Origin of the sequence: Sphingopyxis sp. C-1, from assembly GCF_001047015.1 — a bacterium.
Classification (GTDB): Bacteria; Pseudomonadota; Alphaproteobacteria; order Sphingomonadales; family Sphingomonadaceae; genus Sphingopyxis.
Genome location: NZ_BBRO01000001.1, coordinates 699,571 through 718,409, shown reverse-complemented (window position 1 = coordinate 718,409; position 18,839 = coordinate 699,571). Strand labels below are relative to the sequence as shown.

General features: G+C 63.9%; 18 protein-coding genes. 10 read left to right on the top strand and 8 right to left on the bottom strand.

The genetic code is table 11. From position 1 onward, the window contains the following. Positions 1–27: 27 nt before the first annotated feature. From SC1_RS03300 to SC1_RS03280, 5 genes are read right to left on the bottom strand one after another with little or no spacing between them, the layout of a single operon-like run. Positions 28–1,596 (bottom strand): cisplatin damage response ATP-dependent DNA ligase, encoded by a 1,569-nt coding sequence (locus SC1_RS03300; protein ID WP_062177527.1) that lies wholly within the window; start codon positions 1,594–1,596, stop codon positions 28–30. After that, positions 1,593–2,606: a ligase-associated DNA damage response exonuclease gene (locus SC1_RS03295; RefSeq protein WP_062177525.1), complete on the bottom strand. Its 1,014-nt coding sequence runs from the start codon at positions 2,604–2,606 to the stop codon at positions 1,593–1,595. Before SC1_RS03295 ends, SC1_RS03300 begins: the two co-directional genes overlap by 4 nt. After that, a complete protein-coding gene (locus tag SC1_RS03290) occupies positions 2,606–4,036 on the bottom strand; it encodes a UdgX family uracil-DNA binding protein (protein WP_062177522.1) in 1,431 nt (476 codons plus the stop codon). Before SC1_RS03290 ends, SC1_RS03295 begins: the two co-directional genes overlap by 1 nt. After that, the gene (locus SC1_RS03285) at positions 4,033–5,283 is read right to left on the bottom strand and encodes a putative DNA modification/repair radical SAM protein (RefSeq protein WP_062177519.1); all 1,251 of its coding nucleotides are present in this window, start codon (positions 5,281–5,283) and stop codon (positions 4,033–4,035) included. Before SC1_RS03285 ends, SC1_RS03290 begins: the two co-directional genes overlap by 4 nt. Before the next feature lie 50 nt (positions 5,284–5,333). Beyond that, positions 5,334–6,881 (bottom strand): sensor histidine kinase, encoded by a 1,548-nt coding sequence (locus tag SC1_RS03280; RefSeq protein ID WP_062177517.1) that lies wholly within the window; start codon positions 6,879–6,881, stop codon positions 5,334–5,336. A gap of 206 nt (positions 6,882–7,087) precedes the next feature. On the opposite strand from SC1_RS03280, the gene SC1_RS03275 reads away from it, so the two are divergent. After that, entirely contained in the window at positions 7,088–7,882 is a 795-nt protein-coding gene (locus SC1_RS03275; RefSeq protein WP_062177514.1) for a response regulator, read from the top strand. 48 nt (positions 7,883–7,930) lie between these two features. On the opposite strand, the gene SC1_RS03270 is transcribed toward SC1_RS03275, so the two are convergent. Next, positions 7,931–8,533: a sigma-70 family RNA polymerase sigma factor gene (locus SC1_RS03270; protein WP_062177511.1), complete on the bottom strand. Its 603-nt coding sequence runs from the start codon at positions 8,531–8,533 to the stop codon at positions 7,931–7,933. A gap of 346 nt (positions 8,534–8,879) precedes the next feature. Between SC1_RS03270 and SC1_RS03265 the strand changes: the two genes are divergently transcribed. From SC1_RS03265 to SC1_RS03250, 4 genes are all read left to right on the top strand, one after another. Beyond that, positions 8,880–9,173 (top strand): NepR family anti-sigma factor, encoded by a 294-nt coding sequence (locus SC1_RS03265; RefSeq protein ID WP_238586551.1) that lies wholly within the window; start codon positions 8,880–8,882, stop codon positions 9,171–9,173. Then, the gene (locus SC1_RS03260; protein WP_062177505.1) at positions 9,173–9,808 is read left to right on the top strand and encodes a sigma-70 family RNA polymerase sigma factor; all 636 of its coding nucleotides are present in this window, start codon (positions 9,173–9,175) and stop codon (positions 9,806–9,808) included. The genes SC1_RS03265 and SC1_RS03260 overlap by 1 nt, the downstream gene beginning before the upstream one ends. A 102-nt stretch (positions 9,809–9,910) precedes the next feature. Then, positions 9,911–11,089: a PQQ-dependent sugar dehydrogenase gene (locus SC1_RS03255; RefSeq protein ID WP_062177502.1), complete on the top strand. Its 1,179-nt coding sequence runs from the start codon at positions 9,911–9,913 to the stop codon at positions 11,087–11,089. Between the two features lie 47 nt (positions 11,090–11,136). Continuing rightward, entirely contained in the window at positions 11,137–11,910 is a 774-nt protein-coding gene (locus tag SC1_RS03250; RefSeq protein ID WP_062177499.1) for a triacylglycerol lipase, read from the top strand. Here SC1_RS03250 and SC1_RS03245 read toward each other — a convergent pair. Further along, positions 11,889–12,407, bottom strand: coding sequence for a GNAT family N-acetyltransferase (locus tag SC1_RS03245; protein WP_062177497.1), 519 nt, complete (start codon positions 12,405–12,407; stop codon positions 11,889–11,891). The genes SC1_RS03250 and SC1_RS03245 overlap by 22 nt on opposite strands. A 253-nt stretch (positions 12,408–12,660) precedes the next feature. Between SC1_RS03245 and SC1_RS03240 the strand changes: the two genes are divergently transcribed. Beyond that, entirely contained in the window at positions 12,661–13,125 is a 465-nt protein-coding gene (locus SC1_RS03240) for an Rrf2 family transcriptional regulator (RefSeq protein WP_062177493.1), read from the top strand. After that, positions 13,118–13,813: a class I SAM-dependent methyltransferase gene (locus SC1_RS03235; RefSeq protein ID WP_062177491.1), complete on the top strand. Its 696-nt coding sequence runs from the start codon at positions 13,118–13,120 to the stop codon at positions 13,811–13,813. The genes SC1_RS03240 and SC1_RS03235 overlap by 8 nt, the downstream gene beginning before the upstream one ends. A gap of 6 nt (positions 13,814–13,819) precedes the next feature. Here SC1_RS03235 and SC1_RS03230 read toward each other — a convergent pair whose 3' ends face one another. Then, positions 13,820–14,935 (bottom strand): fatty acid desaturase, encoded by a 1,116-nt coding sequence (locus SC1_RS03230; protein WP_062177487.1) that lies wholly within the window; start codon positions 14,933–14,935, stop codon positions 13,820–13,822. Between the two features lie 118 nt (positions 14,936–15,053). Between SC1_RS03230 and SC1_RS03225 the strand changes: the two genes are divergently transcribed. The 3 genes from SC1_RS03225 to SC1_RS03215 all read left to right on the top strand — a co-directional run bounded on the left by SC1_RS03225 (position 15,054) and on the right by SC1_RS03215 (position 18,839). After that, positions 15,054–16,220 carry a hypothetical protein gene (locus SC1_RS03225; protein ID WP_062177485.1) on the top strand — a complete coding sequence of 389 codons (1,167 nt, stop codon included), beginning with the start codon at positions 15,054–15,056 and terminating at the stop codon, positions 16,218–16,220. Positions 16,221–16,283: 63 nt separating this feature from the next. Continuing rightward, on the top strand, positions 16,284–17,714 hold the full coding sequence (locus tag SC1_RS03220) for a DUF1800 family protein (RefSeq protein ID WP_062177482.1): 1,431 nt from the start codon (positions 16,284–16,286) through the stop codon (positions 17,712–17,714). Between the two features lie 3 nt (positions 17,715–17,717). Next, positions 17,718–18,839: a DUF1501 domain-containing protein gene (locus tag SC1_RS03215; protein WP_062177479.1), complete on the top strand. Its 1,122-nt coding sequence runs from the start codon at positions 17,718–17,720 to the stop codon at positions 18,837–18,839.

The following is an 18,839-nucleotide window of genomic DNA, read 5'->3' as shown; positions in this document are numbered from 1 at the left end:
CTTCGTTCCTCGCAATGACGAAGCGACCTAAGTCACCATCGACTGAAGCGTCGCAATCCGGTCGGCTTCTTCAGCGGGCTTGTCGCGGCGGATGCGCGATATGCGCGGGAAGCGCATCGCGAGCCCCGATTTATGGCGCTTGCTGCTGTGGATCGAATCGAATGCGACCTCCAGCACCAGCGATTTCTCGACCTCGCGCACCGGACCGAAGCGGTTGAGCGTGTTGTCGCGCACGAATTTGTCGAGCCATTTCAATTCTTCGTCGGTGAAGCCAGAATAGGCCTTGCCCACCGGCAGCAACTCGCCGCCATCGGACCAGCATCCGAACGTATAATCCGAATAAAAGCTCGCGCGGCGGCCATTGCCGCGCTGCGCATACATCATCACGCAATCGGCGGTGAGCGGATCGCGCTTCCATTTATACCAGAGACCGGCGCGCCGCCCCGCGACATAGGGGGCATCGCGGCGCTTGAGCATCACGCCCTCGATCGCGGCATCGCGCGCACCCGCACGGCGTTCGGCGAGATCGTCGAAGTCGCTGGCATCGATCACCTGCGACAGATCGAAATGGCTGTCGGCGAGCCGCGGCACAAAGGCTTCCAATTGCCGCCGCCGCTCGGTCCAGGGCAGCCCGCGCAGATCTTCGCCGTCTACGCCCAGCAGATCATAGACGCGCACGAACGCCGGATAATCGGCGAGCATCTTCTTCGACACCGTCTTGCGCCCGAGCCGTTGCTGCAGCGCATTGAAGCTCGCCGCTTCACCGCCTTGCACTTCGCCGCGAACAAGCAGTTCGCCATCGATCACCGCATCCTGATCGAACGCCGCAACCAGTTCGGGGAACGCGCCGCTGATCTCTTCGCCGCCGCGGCTATAGATGCGCGTCTCGCCCCCGCCATGGACAATCTGGACGCGGATCCCGTCCCATTTCCACTCGGCGGCATAGTCGGCCAAATCGACGCTCGCTTCTTCCAGAGGGTGCGCGAGCATGAAAGGCCGGAAGAAGGCGACATTGGCAAGATCGGGTCGCTCGGCCCTGCCCTCGCCCCACGCGAACAGCGGCGCATAGGGCGGCGGGATTGCGTGCCACAGCTCCTCGACATCATCGACGGGCACGTCGAACGCCTGCGCAAACGCCTGTTTCGCCAGCCGCGCCGACACGCCGACGCGCATCCCGCCCAGCGCGAGCTTGAGCAAGGCATAACGTCCATCGGCGTCGAGCCGGTCGAGCAGTGCAGCGACGATCGCGGGGGCATCGCTGCGCGTGGCCGACGCAAGGGCGTCGACGGCGGCGGAGACACTGAGGTCCGCTTTCGCGCCCGGCGCGTCGGGCCACAGCAGCGCCGCCGTCTCCGCCGTATCCCCCACAAAATGCCGCGACAGCCGGAACAATTCCTCATCGACCCGCGTCGCGAGCAAGGTCCGCACTGTCCCCGCCTTCACCGCCGGAAAATCGAGGCTTTCGGTCAGCGCCGCGATCGCCCAGCCGCGGTCGGGATCGGGTGTGTGCCGCAGATAATCGACGATCAGCGCCAGCTTGCTGTTGCGCGATCGCGTATAGATCAGCCGGTCGATCAGGGCGGCGAAGCGCTTCACGCCTCTTCTTCCAGATCGCGGCCGACCAGATGCAAGGCGCGCGCCTTGCGCTGATGCAGCTCGCACCAACGGAGCAGCCCGTCTTCGCTGCCATGGGTGATCCAGCTTTCCTTGGGATTCACCTCCGATATCGTCGTTGTCAGCTCGTCCCAGTCGGCATGATCCGAAATCACAAGCGGCAACTCAACCATCCGCTGCCGCGCGCGCTGACGCACGCGCATCCATCCCGATGCCATTGCGGTCACCGGATCGGGCAGCCGCCGCGACCAGCGGTCGTTGAGCGCCGACGGCGGCGCAATGACGATCTGCCCCGCCATCTCGGCCTTGTCGGTTTCGCTGACGAGCCGGAGTTCGCCGAGATCGACACCATGCGCAGCATAAAGCTGGCACATCTTCTCTAGCGCGCCGTGCATATAGATCGGCGCATCCCAACCCGCGCCCCGAAGCTCGGCAATCACGCGCTGCGCCTTGCCCAGCGCATAGGCGCCGATGAGCACCGACCGATCGGGCTCGGCGCGCACCGCGCCGATCAGCTTGGCGATTTCGTCGGCGGTCGGCGGGTGGCGGAACACCGGCAATCCGAACGTCGCCTCGGTGATGAAGATGTCGCACGGCACGACCTCGAACGGCGCGCAGGTCGGGTCGGGGCGGCGTTTATAATCGCCCGTCACGACGATCCGCTCGCCCTGATATTCCATCAATATTTGCGCGCTGCCCAGCACATGCCCCGCCGGATGAAAGCTGAAGCGAACCCCGCCGCGCTCGAACCCGTCGCCATAGGCAAAGCCCTGATTATGGCTCGCCTCGACATCGACACCATAGCGCAGCGCCATGATCGCGAGCGTCTCGGGGGTCGCGAACACCGCGCCATGCCCGCTGCGCGCATGATCGGCATGACCATGCGTCACCGCCGCGCGCTCGACCGGGCGCGACGGGTCGATCCAAAGGTCGGCGGGCTTCACATAGATGCCGCTCGGATGCGGCTCGATCCAGGACTTGGCCTTTACCATCAGGCGGCGAGTTCCCGCACCCGAATCAGATCGGCAACGAAGGCCTTGCGCTCTTCGGCGGCGCGGTCGCGGTCGGGCAGGCGCAGCAGGAACGACGGGTGGATCGTCGCCAACAGTTTTCCACCGCCCGCCAGTTCATGCACTCTACCGCGCATCGACGCGATGCTCGCGCTCTTGCCCGTCACTCCCCGCAGCGCGCTTCCGCCCAAGGTGACGATCAGCTCGGGCTGAACAAAGGCGCGTTCCTTGTCGAGCCACCAGCGGCAGATATCGATCTCGCCCGCAGTCGGATTCTGATGCAGCCGCCTTTTGCCGCGCGGCTCGAATTTGAAATGCTTGACCGCGTTCGTCAGGAACAATCGCGTGCGGTCGATGCCCGCTTCCTCGAGCGCTTCGTTCAGCACCTGCCCTGCGGGTCCGACGAACGGGCGCCCCTGCAAATCTTCCTGATCGCCCGGCTGTTCGCCGACGAACATGATGCGCGCCGACTGCGGCCCCTCGCCGGCGACAGCCTGCGTCGCGTTACAATGAATCGGGCAGCGCGTGCAGCGATCGACCGCGCGCGCCAGCTCGCCCAACGTCTTCACATCGTCATCGAGAAGCAATTCGTCGGGCACACGCGTCCGCCATTTGTCGGTCAAAGGGTTCGCCAAGGAAACGGCCGTTTCACGCATGCGTTCCACCCGCGCCTCCGCGCCAGCGAGCAACGGCGCAATATCCTGCGCCTCGGGCAGGTTCTTCCAGTATTTCTTCGGCATTTCGGCGCGCATCGCCTCGATCTTCACCCGCGCGGGATTGAAGATCGCGCCATAATAGGTGCGCCACTGATCCTCGACGACATCGCTGTCGGGAACATCGCTTTTCGTGCCGCCGGGACCATAGCTCAAATTTTCGGCCTGCCAGATCGCGCGCGCGTCGGGCGTGACGATCGCCCAGTCCATTCCATAGAAACGCCGCTGAAAGAAGGGCGCGGTGATCCGCAGGATGCGATGATCGGGCTCGAACCAAGCGGCAAAACTTTCGCGTCCTGCCTCATCTTCGCCAAGCCGCCGAAAGCGCACGAAGGCGTGCATCTTGTGAACATCGCGGCGGATCGCCTTGTCGGCTTTCATCAACCAGTCGACGTCGGGGTCGGTGGTGCGCGCGAGCAATTGCCGGTCGCGCGACGCGCGCCAGATGATCCGGTAGAGCCGCGCCGGAACTTCAGCGTCGCGGTGGCAGATCACGCGCTCGGCGATCCCCAGCAATTCGCGCGGCAGCGACACCGCCCCGGCCGACGCTTCCACCACTTCATCGCCGAACAGCGACGCGCCTGCTTCGCTGTCACGCCAGCTCACCGCATCGGGCGCCACCCCGCCGATCAGTAGTCCGCGCGCGGCGCTCCGCCATTCGGCAAAATCGCCGGACTCCTTCAGGACGATCTCTTTCACAGCGCGAGCGCCAGTTGCTCGGGCGGCGGCGCGAAGCGCGCGCGCAGGTCAGCACTGTCGGTCAGCATCCCCGGCCGCCAGTCGGGCAGGACGACAAAGGGCAGCAGCTTTTTGACCGATCCCGTCAGCTTCGCCAAATCACCGAGCCGCAGCTTGCCTAGTCGCCGCGCCGCAATGATACGCTCGACCGCACGCGTCCCCAGCCCCGGCACCCGCAGCAGCAATTCGCGCGGCGCGCGGTTGATGTCGACGGGAAAGGCTTCGCGCCGCTTCAGCGCCCAAGCCAGCTTGGGATCGATCGTCAGATCGAGCATTCCGCCGCTCGCCCCCTCCATAATCTCCGCGCGCTCGAAGCCGTAAAAGCGCAGCAGCCAGTCGGCCTGATACAGGCGATGCTCGCGCATCAGCGGCGGCCGCACCGGCGGCAAGTCGCTGCTCGCATCGGGGATCGGGCTATATGCCGAATAATAGACGCGGCGGAGCTGATAACCCGAATAGAGGTTCGTCGCGGTCTTCAATATATCATCGTCGCGCGACGCGTCGGCGCCGACGATCATCTGTGTCGACTGACCCGCGGGCGCGAAGCGTGGCGGCATCGCCTTGCCAATCAACCGGCTCTTTGCGGCATCGATCGCATCTTCGGCGCCGACGCGCACCGACGCCATCGTCTTGCGGATCGTCTCGGGCTTCTTCTCGGGCGCGAAGCTGCTCAACCCCGCTTCGGTCGGCAGTTCGACATTGGTCGACAGCCTGTCTGCATAGAGCCCCGCCAGAGCGATCAAACCCGGATCGGCCCCCGCGATCGTCTTAAGGTGAATATAGCCACCGAAACGATGCTCCTCACGCAGGATGCGCGCGACCTCGACCAGTTGCTCCATCGTATAATCCTCGGAGCGAATGATGCCCGACGAGAGGAACAGCCCTTCGATATAGTTGCGCTTGTAGAAATCGAGCGTCAGGCGGACGACCTCTTGGGGACTGAAACGTGCACGCTCGACGTTGCTCGACGCGCGGTTGATGCAAAAGCGGCAATCGTAGATACAGAAATTGGTGAGTAGAATTTTCAGCAGCGAGATGCACCGCCCGTCGGGGGCATAGCTGTGGCAAATGCCCATACCTTCTGTCGAGCCAATGCCTTTGCTCGCGACCGAATCGCGCTTTACCGTCCCCGACGACGCACAGGATGCGTCATATTTGGCCGCATCGGCCAAAATGCTCAGCTTTTCCAGAATTGGTTTGGCGGACATGACCCATGACTAGCACAAGAACATAGGCAGAACAAATCGCCCTGCCGCGTTTATGCCTCACGCCATTTGGCAGGCAGCGCGATTTCGACGATCAGCCCCGTCGGCTCCCAGCGTCGTGCGATCGATCCGCCCAGATTGTTGCGCACGCTGCGTTCCATCAGCAGCGTGCCGAAACTGGTGCGGTCGGGCGGCCCGATCAGTCCCTGGGTCCCGGTCTCGCTCCAGGTCAGCCGGAATATCCGTGGCTCGCTGCCCTCGGAATCCTGCGACCAATCGACGACAACGCGGCCCTCGTCGTTCGCCAGCGCGCCATGCTTGACCGCATTGGTCGCGAGTTCGTTGAACAGCAGCGCCATCGCGACAAGCGCATTCTCGGGCAGCAGCAGATCGGGACCGGACCAGCGGACTCGCGGAAAGGCGGCCTCGACCTCGCGCATCAGCGCGTGCATCGACCCGGTCATGAAATTGGAGCTGAGCAGGACGTTCTGCGCGCGGTTGAGCGCATCGAGGCGGCTGCTGATCCGATCGACATAATCATCGACGTCGCGCGCGGCATGTCGCGTCAACGAGATGATCGCGCTGACTGTCGCGAACAGGTTTCGCATCCGGTGGTGCAACTCGCGCATCAACAGATTGGCATTTTCCTGCCGGCTTTTCTGCTCGGTGATGTCGATGCTGACGCCGGTCAACATCGCATCGTCGGAATGCACGACCCAATCGCCGCGCACCGCATTCCAGCGAACGCCCCGTTCCGAATTCAGCACGCGATATTCGGCCGAATAGGGCGTACGATTGGCGACCGTTTCTTCCAGCAAAGTCCGAAGCGCCGCGCGGTCGTCGGGATGAACAAGATCGAAAAAACCGTTCCCCGTGGCCAGTATCGCCTCGAAACCCGAACCCCAGAGTTCGGCACCGGCACCCTGCGTGCTCAGCCGGTCGGTTCGCGGGTCATATTGCCAGGTTGCTATCCCTGAAAAATCGAGCGCCCGCTCAAGCGTGCGACGCGCTTCGTCGCGCTCCGCGCCGATCCGGCGCAAATCCGCCTCGGCCATGATGATCCCAGCGAAATCCTCCAACCGCGCCAGATCGACCTCAGTCAACTCGGAGCGCTCCTTGCGATCAAGGACGCAAAGACTCCCGAGGATCGCGCCATTGTGCGCGCGAAGGGGCACCCCTGCGTAGAACCGGATATGGAAATTGCCAGTCACGAGCGGATTATCGCGCGAGCGGGGATCGACCAATGCATCTGTGACCATCACCGGCGCATCCTTTGCGATGACGTAGGGGCAGAAGCTATATTCGCGCGGCGTTTCGCGAGTATCGATGCCGTACGCCGATTTGAACCACTGACGGCGATCATCGACGAGCGATATCAGAGCGATCGGCATGTCGAACAGTTCGGCGACCATTCGCGTCACCCTGTCGAACGCCGCCTCGGGCGCGGTATCCATGATCCGATATTCGCGAAGCGTGTCGAGACGCAGCCGTTCGGCCTCGATTGCAGCTTCGTTACCCCCGTCCGCCAAATGCCGTCCCTCGCTGTCGTGCGATTCCGGTGTCCCCATATCGCTCAATTCCCCGGGGCGCCGCTCTGCCATGAATATGGTCCCTGTAAAAGCATACACGCCTCGTAAAAGGAAAGTAGTTTCATTCCACTCACTTACGCTGCAACATCTTTGCGTCCCGGCAGACTCTACGCTTTGGCGCGCGACAAGTTGCAGCCGTCCGCGCCGCTTTCCCTCGCCGCGCGGGAACCGACCTCGACCTGGGCGCGTATGACTGCACTCAAGAGGGAGCAATTTTGATGACATTGGGTGAGGAACTTCGCGGACATCTACCCTTTCTGCGCCGCTACGCACGGGCTTTGACGGGCAGCCAGCAGCATGGCGACAATTTCGTGCACACGACGCTTGAAGTCATCGTGGCGGCGCCGGACGAATTCTACAGCGGCGACGGTGCGCGGATCGACCTCTACCGCAATTTTCACCGTATCTGGGAAAGCGCCTATATCGACGAAGGTGAAGACAGTGATGAAGGCGAGCATCCGCTGGTCCGCGCCGCACATCGACGTCTTGTTCAGATCACCCCGCTGGGGCGGCAGGTTCTGCTCCTCACCGCTCTCGAAGGCTTTTCGGTCGAGGAAGCCGGGCTGATCACTGGCGCAGACAGCCGAACAGTCGAAACACTGCTCGCCGATGCGGTGGGCGAACTCGACCGCGAATCGCGCACCTCGGTGCTGATCATCGAAGACGAACCGTTGATCGCCATGGAACTCGAACAGATTGTGCGCGATCTTGGCCATCGCGTCGCAGGAATCGCAACGACGCACGAGGACGCGGTCGCGGCGTTCGAGGATACGGATGCAGGGCTCGTCCTTGCCGACATCCAACTCGCGGACGGATCGTCGGGTATTGATGCGGTGCAGGATATATTGGCGATCGCCCCAGTCCCCGCAATCTTCATCACCGCTTTTCCCGAAAGACTGCTCACTGGTGGCCGGGTCGAGCCGACCTTCCTCATCTCGAAACCGTTTCGCGAAAACACGGTGCGCGCAGCGATCAGTCAGAGCCTGCTCTTCACGCCGCAACTCGCGGCATAGGCCGTCCAGCTATAATACCACCTGCGGGAGGGCTTTGCCGGGGCGATCTCAGTCTCCGGCGGGCCCGCTCCCAGTCAGCTGGTCGACATTGTCCATGATCGTTCGAAATGCCTCGCTCGACGGCATTACGTCGGTGCTACGCCGCGGCATTTCGCCGCTTTCCAATATCGTCTGAAGCGCCGCACGGCCGCGCGATACGCGGCTTTTCATCGTGCCGACCGCGCAACCGCAAATCTCGGCGCCCTCTTCATAAGAAAGCTGCCCTGCGCCGATCAACACCAGCGCCTCGCGCTGGTCGACGGGTAGCATCATCAGCGCACGCTGCACGTCGGCAAGGTGGAGGCTGTCGTCCTGATCGTCGGGCGCGACAAGCAATCGCTCGGCCGCCATCTCGTCATATTCGGCGGTGAATTTCTTGCGCCGCATCTGCGACAGGAAACAATTGCGCAGGATGACGAAAGCCCAGCTTTTCATGCTGGCGGGCCCGGGCACATATTGCGCGCGCGCTTTCCAGGCCTTCAGCATCGTTTCCTGAACCAGATCGTCGGCGAGGTCGGCATTACCCGTCAGACTGCGCCCAAACGCGCGAAGATGCGGCAGCATCGCCGCGAGTTCTCGCTTGAAGCTGGCATCGTCGAGCGGTTCGGGCATTACGTCGCTGATAAAAATGGCCTTTGCCTGGCAGGGGTTAATCGAGTTCCAACCGGCTTAGCGCCTCGACCTTGCAATGCAAGCGCCCCGCCGATCACCGGACATACGGGCATCGGCCCAGAGGTATGAAGTTGGCAAACTTCCTTCCGTTCCCGGCATCGATCCGGTCCTTGGCCGCGAGCCACCCGTGGCCGCGATGTGGCCCGGAGGCACAGATGCACAAGTAATGGAAAGCACCGGCCACCTCCTCTGCCTTCGACATATGCCCGGCGAAGTGTGACCCCTCACATGACGTTGCTTAAGGCTAGTGTGATTTATTGGCAACGCGTTCGTCGCAAAAAATAGAATGCGTGGAACCAGCGGGCTTCTTCATCGTTGCTCCCGCATGGCTACGCAAGGCAACAATAGGATGAATGGCAAGGCCCCGCTCCCCCCGGGCACAGAAGCACCGCGCCGTGCGCAAGGAAGCTTTCCCGGGACGAACGGCGACCAGTGGCACCGCACGTTGACGGGGCGACAGGCGCCCGAGCCTGTGAGTGCGAAGCTGCGCATGATTTATGGCAATGTCGTCGCCGAAAAACTGCCCGATAATATGCTCGATCTTCTTTCCCAGCTCGATCAGAAAAGTCCGAAGCAATAATGACCGGAACTACCGCCGCTGCTTCGCAGCCGCAGGCCGAAACCCTGTCTGACAGCGAATTCAAGACGCTGCTCGCGGGCGTTATTCCGCACCTTCGCGCTTATGGTCGCAGCCTGTCGGGCAATCCCGACCTCGCCGACGATCTGACGCAGGACACGATGGTCAAGGCATGGGCGTCGCGCGAACGGTTCGAGCGCGGCACCTCGATCAAAGCGTGGACCTTCGTAATTCTACGCAACACCTTCCTGTCGCAGATGCGCCGCAACAAGTTCGTCGGCGAATATGACGAGACTGCGGTCGAGCGCACCATGTCGACCCCCGCTAGTCAGGAAGATAGCGGCGAGATGGCCGATCTCCAGCGCGGCCTGATGGAATTGCCGCAGGACCAGCGCGAGGCGCTGATCCTCGTCGGCGCCGGCGGCCTGTCTTACGAGGAAGCCGCGAGCATCTGCGACTGCGCGCTCGGCACGATGAAAAGCCGCGTGTCGCGTGCGCGCGCCGCGCTCGAGGAGATCATGAACAGCGGCCAGTTCTCGCAAAAACGCGCCGATGCGCCGCCGTCGAGCGAGGCGGTCGACGCAATCATGGACAGCGTCGAGACGATCACCGCGCGGCGCGAGGCGGCGAACCGCTAGGGGCTTCGGCCGTACAGGCGAGACAATCGTATACGCCCTCGACAAGCGGCGGCGGGGGCGTCAGAACGACGCATCCTTCCCAAGCAAAGCGAGCCACTTTCGATGAAAAACCTGCCGCATCTTGCCCTCATTTTTGCGCTGGCCGTCGCCGCCTGTTCGGCCGCCCCGGCATCGACCGAAGCCGCCCCGGCCGATACTGCAAAGCTCGACGCCTCGGGCGCGCAGCCCGCGACGCCGCTCGCCGACGCGCCCTTCACGGTGAAGGAAGTCGCGAGCTTCAACGAGCCCTGGGCGATGACTTTCGTGCCCGGAACCCGCGCCGCTCTCGTCACTGAAAGGTCGGGCAAGCTCAAACTGTGGCAGGAGAATGGTCCGACGCAGGATGTCGCCGGCGTGCCCGCGGTCGCCTATGGCGGTCAGGGTGGATTCGGGGACGTAATCGTCGCGCCCGACTTCGCGACCAGCGGCGTTATTTATCTGAGCTGGGCCGAGGCCGGCACCGGCGACACCTTCGGCGCCGTCGTGGCAAGGGCAAAGCTGGTGCAAGGCGCAGCACCGCGGCTCGAGGGGCTGCAAATCATCTGGAAACAGGACCCCAAGGTGCCCGGCCGCGGCCATTATTCGCACCGCCTCGCCTTCTCGCCCGACGGCAAATATCTGTTCATCGGGTCGGGCGAGCGTCAGAAATTCGATCCCGCGCAGGATATGAACGCCAATCTCGGCAAGATCCTTCGTCTCAATCCCGACGGCAGCATTCCCGCCGATAATCCCTTCGCCGATCAGGGCGGGGTGACCGCGCAAATCTGGTCGCTCGGCCACCGCAATATCCTGGGACTCGCCTTCGACGGCACCGGCAAGCTCTGGAATCAGGAGATGGGGCCGAAGGGCGGCGACGAGGTCAATCTGGTCGAGGCCAAGGCCAATTACGGCTATCCGATCGTGTCGAACGGCGATCATTATGACGGCAAGGATATTCCCGACCATCCGACGCGCCCCGAATTTGCGGCGCCCAAGCTGTGGTGGAACCCGTCGGTCTCGCCCGCGGGACTCGTGTGGTACAATGGCGACCTTTACCCGGGCTGGAAAAACAGCCTGCTGATGGGGGCGCTGTCGGGCGCGGGGCTCGTTCGTATGCAGATCGATGGCGACACGCTCCATAAGTCCGACCGCTGGGACTTCCGCGAGCGCATCCGCGAGGTCGAGGTGCGCGACGACGGGTCGGTCTGGCTGCTGACCGACGGCGAAAATGGCAAGCTCGTTAGGCTCGTTCCGAAGAGGTAAGCGCCGTTCCGCTTTCGCCCGAAGCCAAGGATCACTATATCGCCCCCATGATCCGCGGCTTCCTCACCCGGCGCGCCGAATGGCCCGCGCGCATTCCCGACCCCGACGCGCTACCGCCGCTGACCTTGCTGTGGCGCGAGATCGGGTCGTTGGCGCGCGCACTTGGCGGCCGCATTCGCCCGATGCCGCCCGAACCCAATCCCGACAGCGACCATCCGCCGGTGATGATCCTGCCGGGCTTTCTGTCGGGCGACTGGGCGACGAAGGGGCTGCGCGCCGACCTTCGCCGATCGGGCTTTCGCTGCTATGCGTGGGGCCTCGGTTTCAACCGCGGCGCGACCGCCGACATCATCGATCGCATCGACACCCGCGTGCAGTGGATCATCGACCGCACCGGCTATGCCCCCGCGCTTGTCGGATGGAGCCTTGGCGGCATCTACGCCCGTGAATATGCCAAACATCACCCCGAAAAGGTGGCGCGCGTCGTCACGCTCGGTTCGCCCTTTTCGGGCAGCCGCCGCGCCAACCGCGCCTGGCGCCTCTATCATCTTATCGCACGCCACCCGGTCGATAATCCGCCGATCGATTTCCACCCCGCGCCGCGTCCCGAAATGCCGACCTTCGCGCTGTGGTCGAAGCATGACGGCGTCGTGGCGGTGAGCAGCGCACGAGGGCTTCCGCATGAAAGCGACCGGCAGGTCGAGGTCGATTGCGGGCATATGGGCTTTGCCTACGCCCCGACCTCGGTCGCCGCGATCGTCAAGGCGTTGACCGAGGAGGTCGCCTCGACCGATCCCGATCAGCAGACGTCGATGCGATAAGCCGGGGCCGCGCGCCACATCATCAGCATCCGTCCCGGACGTTTTCCGGGCCGGCCGGTCGAGACAAAGCCGATCCGGCGCAGCAGCGCGCGCGAATGTTCATTATCGGGATGGCATTCGGCAACGATCGAGCAGCCCGGCCGTGATGCGGCGAGCGCCTCAATCACCGCACGCACCGCCTCGGTCGCGATGCCCTTGCCGCGCACGCGCGCCGCGAACCAATAGCCGATCTCATACTCCTGCCCCAAACGGCGATGCACGCCGATCACGCCGTTAAGGTCGAGGCCGCTTTCGTCGCGTACCGCGTGGAATACGTCACCGCCGCCCGATCCCGCGATCAACGCGCGGGCATCGGCTTCGGTGAAAGGTGCGGGCAAGAAATGGACCCGCGAGGTCACCGTCTCGTCGGTGATCGCGGCCAGCGCGCGCGCATCATCGGCAAAGAGCGGCGTGATGCGGCAATGGTCGGTCGACAGGGCAAGCAAAGTATCGGTCATGTCGCGTCTTCTTCAAAAAGCGCGCGCCGTACCCGGGGGGTTCTGGTCTGATGATGTGATGACAACCATTCGCCTTCCGGACACGGCGGCGATGGTCACAGGTGATGCCATGCCGCTCCTATGTAAAGGAGCGCCAATACGCCTTGAATCGGGTGGATCGGTCGTTGGTCATCGTCGCCGGACCTAACAGCGCCACGCCGAGCGATCAACCCCCGGGGTTGACGGCGTCGTTTCACGTACTATTTAAAGTTGCATGAAACGCGACAGCCGACTCTCGGGCGTGCTCCACGTCCTCCTCCATATGGCCGAGCATCGCGCGCCGATGACGTCGGACCAGCTCGCGAAAGCCATGCAGACGCATCCTGTGGTCGTCAGGCGTATTCTAGGCGGACTGCGTCGGGCGGGTTTTGTCCATAGCGAAAAGGGCCATGGCGGCGGTTGGACGACCGCGCGCGATCTTGCCGACATCACGATGCGCGACGTCTATGTCGCGATCGGTCAGCCGAGCCTGATGGCGATGGGCAACCGCACCGAGGCGCCCGGCTGCCTTGTCGAACAGGCGGTCAACGCCGCGCTCGACGCCAGCTTTCAGGAAGCCGAGGCACTGCTGCTCGCGCGTTTCGGCGAGGTGACGCTGGCTGCGCTGGCGGCCGATTTCCACGCGCGCATGGCCGCGCGATCCACCTCCCCCACCCTACAGGAGCATATCCATGGCTGAAGGCGCCCAACATTTCCTTGATAGCTTCAAGGACCCGGCGGCGGTCGCACGCTATACCGAGGGACCGCGCCGCTTCGTCCCCGGCCTCGACGGCCTCCACCGTATGACCGGGCTGCTGCTTGCCGAACGTGTAGCCGACGACGCGCATATCCTCGTGCTCGGCGCGGGCGGAGGCAGCGAAATGAAGGCGATGGCCGAAGCGCATCCGGGCTGGCGCTTCACCGGTGTCGATCCTGCAGGACCGATGCTCGATCTTGCCGCCAAGGTCATGGGAGCAAACGCGCATCGCGCCGCGCTGGTCGAAGGCTATATCGATGACGCCCCCACCGGGCCGTTCGACGGCGCGACCTGTCTGCTCACGCTCCATTTCCTGGACACTGAAGAGCGCATCCGCACTGCCGCCGAAATCCGCCGCCGCCTGAAGCCCGGCGCACCATTTGTCGCCGCGCACGGCAGCTTTCCGCAAGGCACGGGCGAGCGCGACCGCTGGATGGACCGCTATGCATCCTATGCCATTGCCTCAGGCGGCGACCCCGAACAGGTCGCCAAGGGCCGCGAAGCCGTTGCGACGCATGTCGCGATGCTCAGCCCCGAAGCCGACGAAGAGATATTGCGGGCCGCGGGTTTCACCGGCGTCGAACAATTCTACGCCGCCTTCACCTGGCGCGGCTGGGTCGGTTATGCGTAAGGTCGGCTAGCGCCCGGCCGCCGCGGCGCCGCGCGCCGAGCCGGCGACAAGGTTCATCACCAGCTTGGGCAGGCTGTCGTAATTCGCGCCATGATATTGCGAATCCACGGGCAGCGCATCCTTCAGGCGGCGGTGCGCCTCGGCGAGCGAATGATAGGGCACGCCCGGCAGCAGATGGTGGAGCGCATGATAGCGCAAGCCCACAGGTGCCCAAAGCTCGGGCAGCAGGCCCGGCGGCGGGACGTTGACGCTGTCGAGGAACTGACCGGTCACGGTCAATACTTCGCCGTCATTTTCCCACAGATGCGCGACGAGCGTGCGGATCTGGTTGAGCACCAGAGTCGCCGAAGCGATCGCGCCAAAGATGATCAGCGCGCGCAGCGGCACCCAGCCAAAAACGCCCGCGGAAATCAACAGCGTCGACCACGCCCAGGCGCCGCCTTCCTGCCAGGCCCACTGGCGGCGGAACTCACCTTCGGGCGGCTTGCGGCGAAACAGCGGGTTGATGATCATCCCTGAATAGCGTTCGACGACCGTCCGGCGCAGCGGCGGGATCAGGAACGAGAGCGGGGTCAGGACGGCATAGCGAAAGACGAGCGCAACCGGCGCGAAGGCCGCGGCCACGACGAACAACGGTACCGTCCACGGCTTCATCAGCGCGAGCGGCAGATATTCGGGATCTTCGACCGTGCCATATTTGGTGCGGTTGTGGTGCAGGCTGTGAATGCCCTCGTACATGAATGACGGGATCAGCATCGGCACGCCGACAAGAATGTTCCAGCCAAGGCGGAAACCCGGCAGCGAATTTTTGCGGATATGCGTGAGTTCGTGGATGAAGCTGCCTGCGCGATAGAGCGCAATCACCGAAATCACCGCTGCAACCAGCATCCAGGCCGTCGACGGCGCGAGGATCGCCGCCGCGATGCCTGCATAACCGATGAAAGCCGACGCCAGCATATCGGTCCAGTAAATGCGCGGCGAAGGCTGCACGAGATCGCGCGTCAGCTCCGAAGCCGCGCGGATCATCGCCATATCGTCGGCGATCGCCGACTTGGGAGTTTTCGTTACCGACGGTGCGAAGGGGGTCGCGACCCGATCGGCGGGGGGATTGATCGTCGTCATACGGGTGTCTTCACCATTATTTCATGGCAGCAAAATGGCCGAATGCGGGTCGCCAGCGCCATTTCTATGCCCTAATGCGTCGCCACAAAATATAGGAAGCCCTTTTCAGGAAACCAGTATGAGCGGACATTCGGACGGCCCGATCACCATCCACCCGGTTAAGGACAAGGCGGATTTGCGCGAGTTCGTCGAGCTTGCCTTTCGTCTCAATCGCGGTGATCCGGCGTGGGTGCCGCCGCTGAAGGGCGAGGTCTACGGCCTACTCACGCCTGGCAAAAATCCGTGGTTCGAACATGGCAAGGCGCAATTTTTCCTCGCGCGGCGCGACGGCCGCACGATCGGACGCATATCGGCGCATATCGACGAGTTGGCGCTCGCGCAGCCCGTCGAACAGGGCATGGGCCCGGGCACAGGCAATTGGGGTTTGCTCGAAGCCGAGGATGAAGCAACCGCGCAAGTCCTGCTCGGTGCAGCAGAGGACTGGCTCCGTGCGCAGGGCATGCACCGCTCATTGGGGCCGCTGTCGATTTCGATCTGGGACGAACCGGGCCTGCTGATCGAGGGGTTCGACAACCGGCCGACGGTTATGATGGGGCACAACAGCCCGCTCTATCGCGGCTGGGTCGAGGGCGCCGGCTATCAACCGGTGAAGCAACTGCTGAATTACGACGTCGCGATCAACGAGGGTTTCCCGCCACTGGTCAACCGCATCGTCGCGGCGGGCGAGAAGAACGCACGCATCCGCATCCGCAAGGTCGACAAGCGTCGCTTCGCCGCCGAAGCGACGCTTATCATGGGGCTGCTCAACGATGCATGGTCGGACAATTGGGGCTTTGTCCCGCTGACCGACAGCGAGATTGCTTATGTCGGCAAGAAGCTGAAGGACATCGTCTTCGAGGATCTGATCCGCGTCGCCGAAGTCGACGGCGAACCCGTCGCATTCATGATCGTGCTGCCGAACATCAACCAGTTGCTGATCGACATGGACGGATCATTGCTGCCCTTCAACTGGGCACGCCTGCTCTGGTGGCTGCGCAAACCCCAAAGCCATATCCTGCGCGTGCCGTTAATGGGCGTCGCCAAAAAGCTGCAAAACAGCCGGATGGCGAGCACGCTCGCCTTCATGATGATCGAATATATTCGCCGCGACGCGGTCGCCGATTATGGCACCAAGCGCGGCGATATCGGCTGGGTGCTCGACGACAATCAGGGGATGAACGCCGTGGCCGACGCCATCGAGGCCAAGGTCAATCGCGTGTACCAGATTTACGACAAATCACTCTGACCGCGGGACAGCTTTGCGACAAATAGCGGCCATGATGCGTTTGGGGCGCGGAAAGGCTTTGTCATGGCTGTCCAATATCTTGCCACTAACCGCTTCGGCCTCGGCCGCCGGTTCGACGATCCCGCAATCGCCGATCCCCGGGCTTGGCTGACGCGCCAAATCGTCGACTATGATCCCGCACCACCCGCGCTCGCAGGATTGGCGGGGCGCGACGCGGTCGCTGCCGCCTATGTCGAATATCGCGACGAACGACAGGCGATACGCCGCGAAGCGGCCGACATGCCGATGAGCGAGGAGGAAAAGGGCATGGCCCCCGAACTCCGCCGCCTCTCCCGCTCGGCGATCCGCCGCCACTATGTCGATGCGAGCGCCGCGCGCCTGTCCGCCGCGGTCGCGACGTCAACCCCCTTCCCCGAGCGGCTCGTCCATTTCTGGGCGAATCATTTCGCGGTTTCGGCGGACAAGCAGACCGTCATCGGATTCGCTGGAAATTATGAGAATGAAGCGATCCGTCCGAATATCATGGGCAAATTCGCCGACCTGCTCATCTCCGCTGTGCGTCATCCCGCAATGCTGCTCTATCTCGATCAAGCGCAGAGTTTCGGTCCCGACAGCCCGTTTGCGACACGCGTGCGAAACCGGGGCAAACGGCAGGCGCCGGGGCTCAACGAGAATCTCGCGCGCGAGATACTGGAACTGCACACGCTCGGCGTCCGCGCCGGCTATACCCAAACCGACGTAACGGCTTTTGCGAAGGCACTCACTGGCCTTACCGTCGCGGGCCTTGGGCGCGGTGCAGGACAGCGCCTGATGCCCGCCGACGCGCGCCCCGGCGAGACGGTCTTCATCGGCGCACTCCACGAACCCGGCGCACAGACGATCCTCGGCAAGCGATACGACGACTCGGGTGCCCGGCAAGCCGAAGCCATTCTGCGCGACCTCGCCGTTCATCCCGCGACCGCGAAGCATATCGCTGCCAAGCTGGCGCGTCATTTCACGGCAGACGAGCCGCCGGCGGCACTGGTGGATCGGCTGTCGGCCGACTTCCTCATGACCGGCGGCGACCTCCGTTCGCTATACCGCACGCTCATTGCCTCGCCCGAACCGTGGGCGGCGGCACCCGCGATGTTCAAATCGCCATGGGACTGGACTGTGTCGATGCTGCGAGCGTTGAAGGCACCGGCTCTCGGCGAGCGGCAGAATATCGCCGCGATGTTCACCCAACTTGGCCAGCCCGTGTGGCGCCCCGGGTCGCCCGCGGGCTATGACGACAAAGTCGCAACATGGGCAGGGTCGGCCGCACTGATGCAGCGGGTCGAATTGGCGAGCCGGATCGCCGGACGGATCGGTGATCGCGCCGATCCCCGCCAACTCGCCCCGCTCATCCTCGCCGACGCGCTTACCCCCGACATGACGCAGGCGATCGCGCGGGCCGACAGTCCGGGACGGGGCATCGCGATGCTGTTCGCCAGCCCGGCCTTTTTGCGGAGATAGACGATGATCCTCTCACGCCGCTCGATCATCCTGTCAGGGATCACAGTCGCCGCCGCGGGCACCTTGCCCCGCTTCGCCTATGCCGCCGCAGGGACGCCGAAACGCCTCGTCTTCATCATCCAGCGCGGCGCCGCTGACGGCCTAGGGATCGTCGCGCCGACCGGAGATCCCGGCTTTGCCGCGGCACGGCGCGCGATGGCCGACGAAACAGCGGACGGCGCGAAACTCGACGCCATGTTCACGCTGCACCCGGCACTGGCCGCAACCGCAGGTCTCTATTCGCGCAAACATGCGCATTTCGCGCACGCAGTTGCCACCGGTTATCGCGACCGGTCGCATTTCGACGGGCAGAATATGCTCGAGGGCGGCGGATCGCGACCCTATGGGCGGGACGACGGTTGGGTCGGACGCTTGCTCACCCTGCTCCCGGCAGCCGAGCGCGACGCGATCGCGATCGCCCCCGCCGTCCCGCTTGCGCTGCGCGGGCCATTGCAGGTCGGGACCTATGCCCCCAGCCGCCTGCCGCAGGCCGACGCCGACCTGGTGGCGCGGCTGACCGCGCTCTACGCCGACGATCCGCTGCTCCATCCGTTATGGGACAGCGCCGTGAAGACCCAGGAACTCGCGAGCGACATCGGGGGCAATAATGGCCGCAACGGCGCCGAACTCGGCAAGCTCGCTGCCTCGCTGATGCTCCCCGCCGATGGAGCGCGCGTGATGATGGTCGAAACCGGCGGCTGGGACACGCACAGCGGCCAGCGCGGCCGGCTTGCGGCGCAGCTTCGCGGGCTCGATCAACTCGTCGGTGCGTTGCAAACCGGCATCGGACCTGCGTGGAACGACACGCTCGTCATCGTCGCGACCGAATTCGGCCGCACGGTCGAAATCAACGGTACCGGCGGCACCGATCATGGCACCGCTTCGACCGCGATGCTGCTCGGCGGCGGGCTGGCGGCGGGCGGCAAGGTATCGGCCGATTGGCCAGGCCTGGGCGTCGCAGCACGTTACGACGGCCGCGACCTCAAGCCGACGCGCAGCCTCGAAAGCGTGATCGCCGGAGCGGTCGCGCATCATTATGCGCTCGACCCGAAGCGAGTGATGACGACGCTTTATCCCGACGCTTGA

Excerpts from the sequence above, each read along its gene's own strand:
- SC1_RS03295 (WP_062177525.1), bottom strand. The coding sequence starts at position 2,606 with ATGGTAAAGGCCAAGTCCTGGATCGAGCCGCATCCGAGCGGCATCTAT.
- SC1_RS03285 (WP_062177519.1), bottom strand. The coding sequence starts at position 5,283 with ATGTCCGCCAAACCAATTCTGGAAAAGCTGAGCATTTTGGCCGATGCG.
- SC1_RS03280 (WP_062177517.1), bottom strand. The coding sequence starts at position 6,881 with ATGGCAGAGCGGCGCCCCGGGGAATTGAGCGATATGGGGACACCGGAA.
- SC1_RS03275 (WP_062177514.1), top strand. The coding sequence starts at position 7,088 with ATGACATTGGGTGAGGAACTTCGCGGACATCTACCCTTTCTGCGCCGC.
- SC1_RS03270 (WP_062177511.1), bottom strand. The coding sequence starts at position 8,533 with ATGCCCGAACCGCTCGACGATGCCAGCTTCAAGCGAGAACTCGCGGCG.
- SC1_RS03265 (WP_238586551.1), top strand. The coding sequence starts at position 8,880 with ATGCGTGGAACCAGCGGGCTTCTTCATCGTTGCTCCCGCATGGCTACG.
- SC1_RS03260 (WP_062177505.1), top strand. The coding sequence starts at position 9,173 with ATGACCGGAACTACCGCCGCTGCTTCGCAGCCGCAGGCCGAAACCCTG.
- SC1_RS03255 (WP_062177502.1), top strand. The coding sequence starts at position 9,911 with ATGAAAAACCTGCCGCATCTTGCCCTCATTTTTGCGCTGGCCGTCGCC.
- SC1_RS03250 (WP_062177499.1), top strand. The coding sequence starts at position 11,137 with ATGATCCGCGGCTTCCTCACCCGGCGCGCCGAATGGCCCGCGCGCATT.
- SC1_RS03245 (WP_062177497.1), bottom strand. The coding sequence starts at position 12,407 with ATGACCGATACTTTGCTTGCCCTGTCGACCGACCATTGCCGCATCACG.
- SC1_RS03240 (WP_062177493.1), top strand. The coding sequence starts at position 12,661 with ATGAAACGCGACAGCCGACTCTCGGGCGTGCTCCACGTCCTCCTCCAT.
- SC1_RS03235 (WP_062177491.1), top strand. The coding sequence starts at position 13,118 with ATGGCTGAAGGCGCCCAACATTTCCTTGATAGCTTCAAGGACCCGGCG.
- SC1_RS03230 (WP_062177487.1), bottom strand. The coding sequence starts at position 14,935 with ATGACGACGATCAATCCCCCCGCCGATCGGGTCGCGACCCCCTTCGCA.
- SC1_RS03225 (WP_062177485.1), top strand. The coding sequence starts at position 15,054 with ATGAGCGGACATTCGGACGGCCCGATCACCATCCACCCGGTTAAGGAC.
- SC1_RS03220 (WP_062177482.1), top strand. The coding sequence starts at position 16,284 with ATGGCTGTCCAATATCTTGCCACTAACCGCTTCGGCCTCGGCCGCCGG.
- SC1_RS03215 (WP_062177479.1), top strand. The coding sequence starts at position 17,718 with ATGATCCTCTCACGCCGCTCGATCATCCTGTCAGGGATCACAGTCGCC.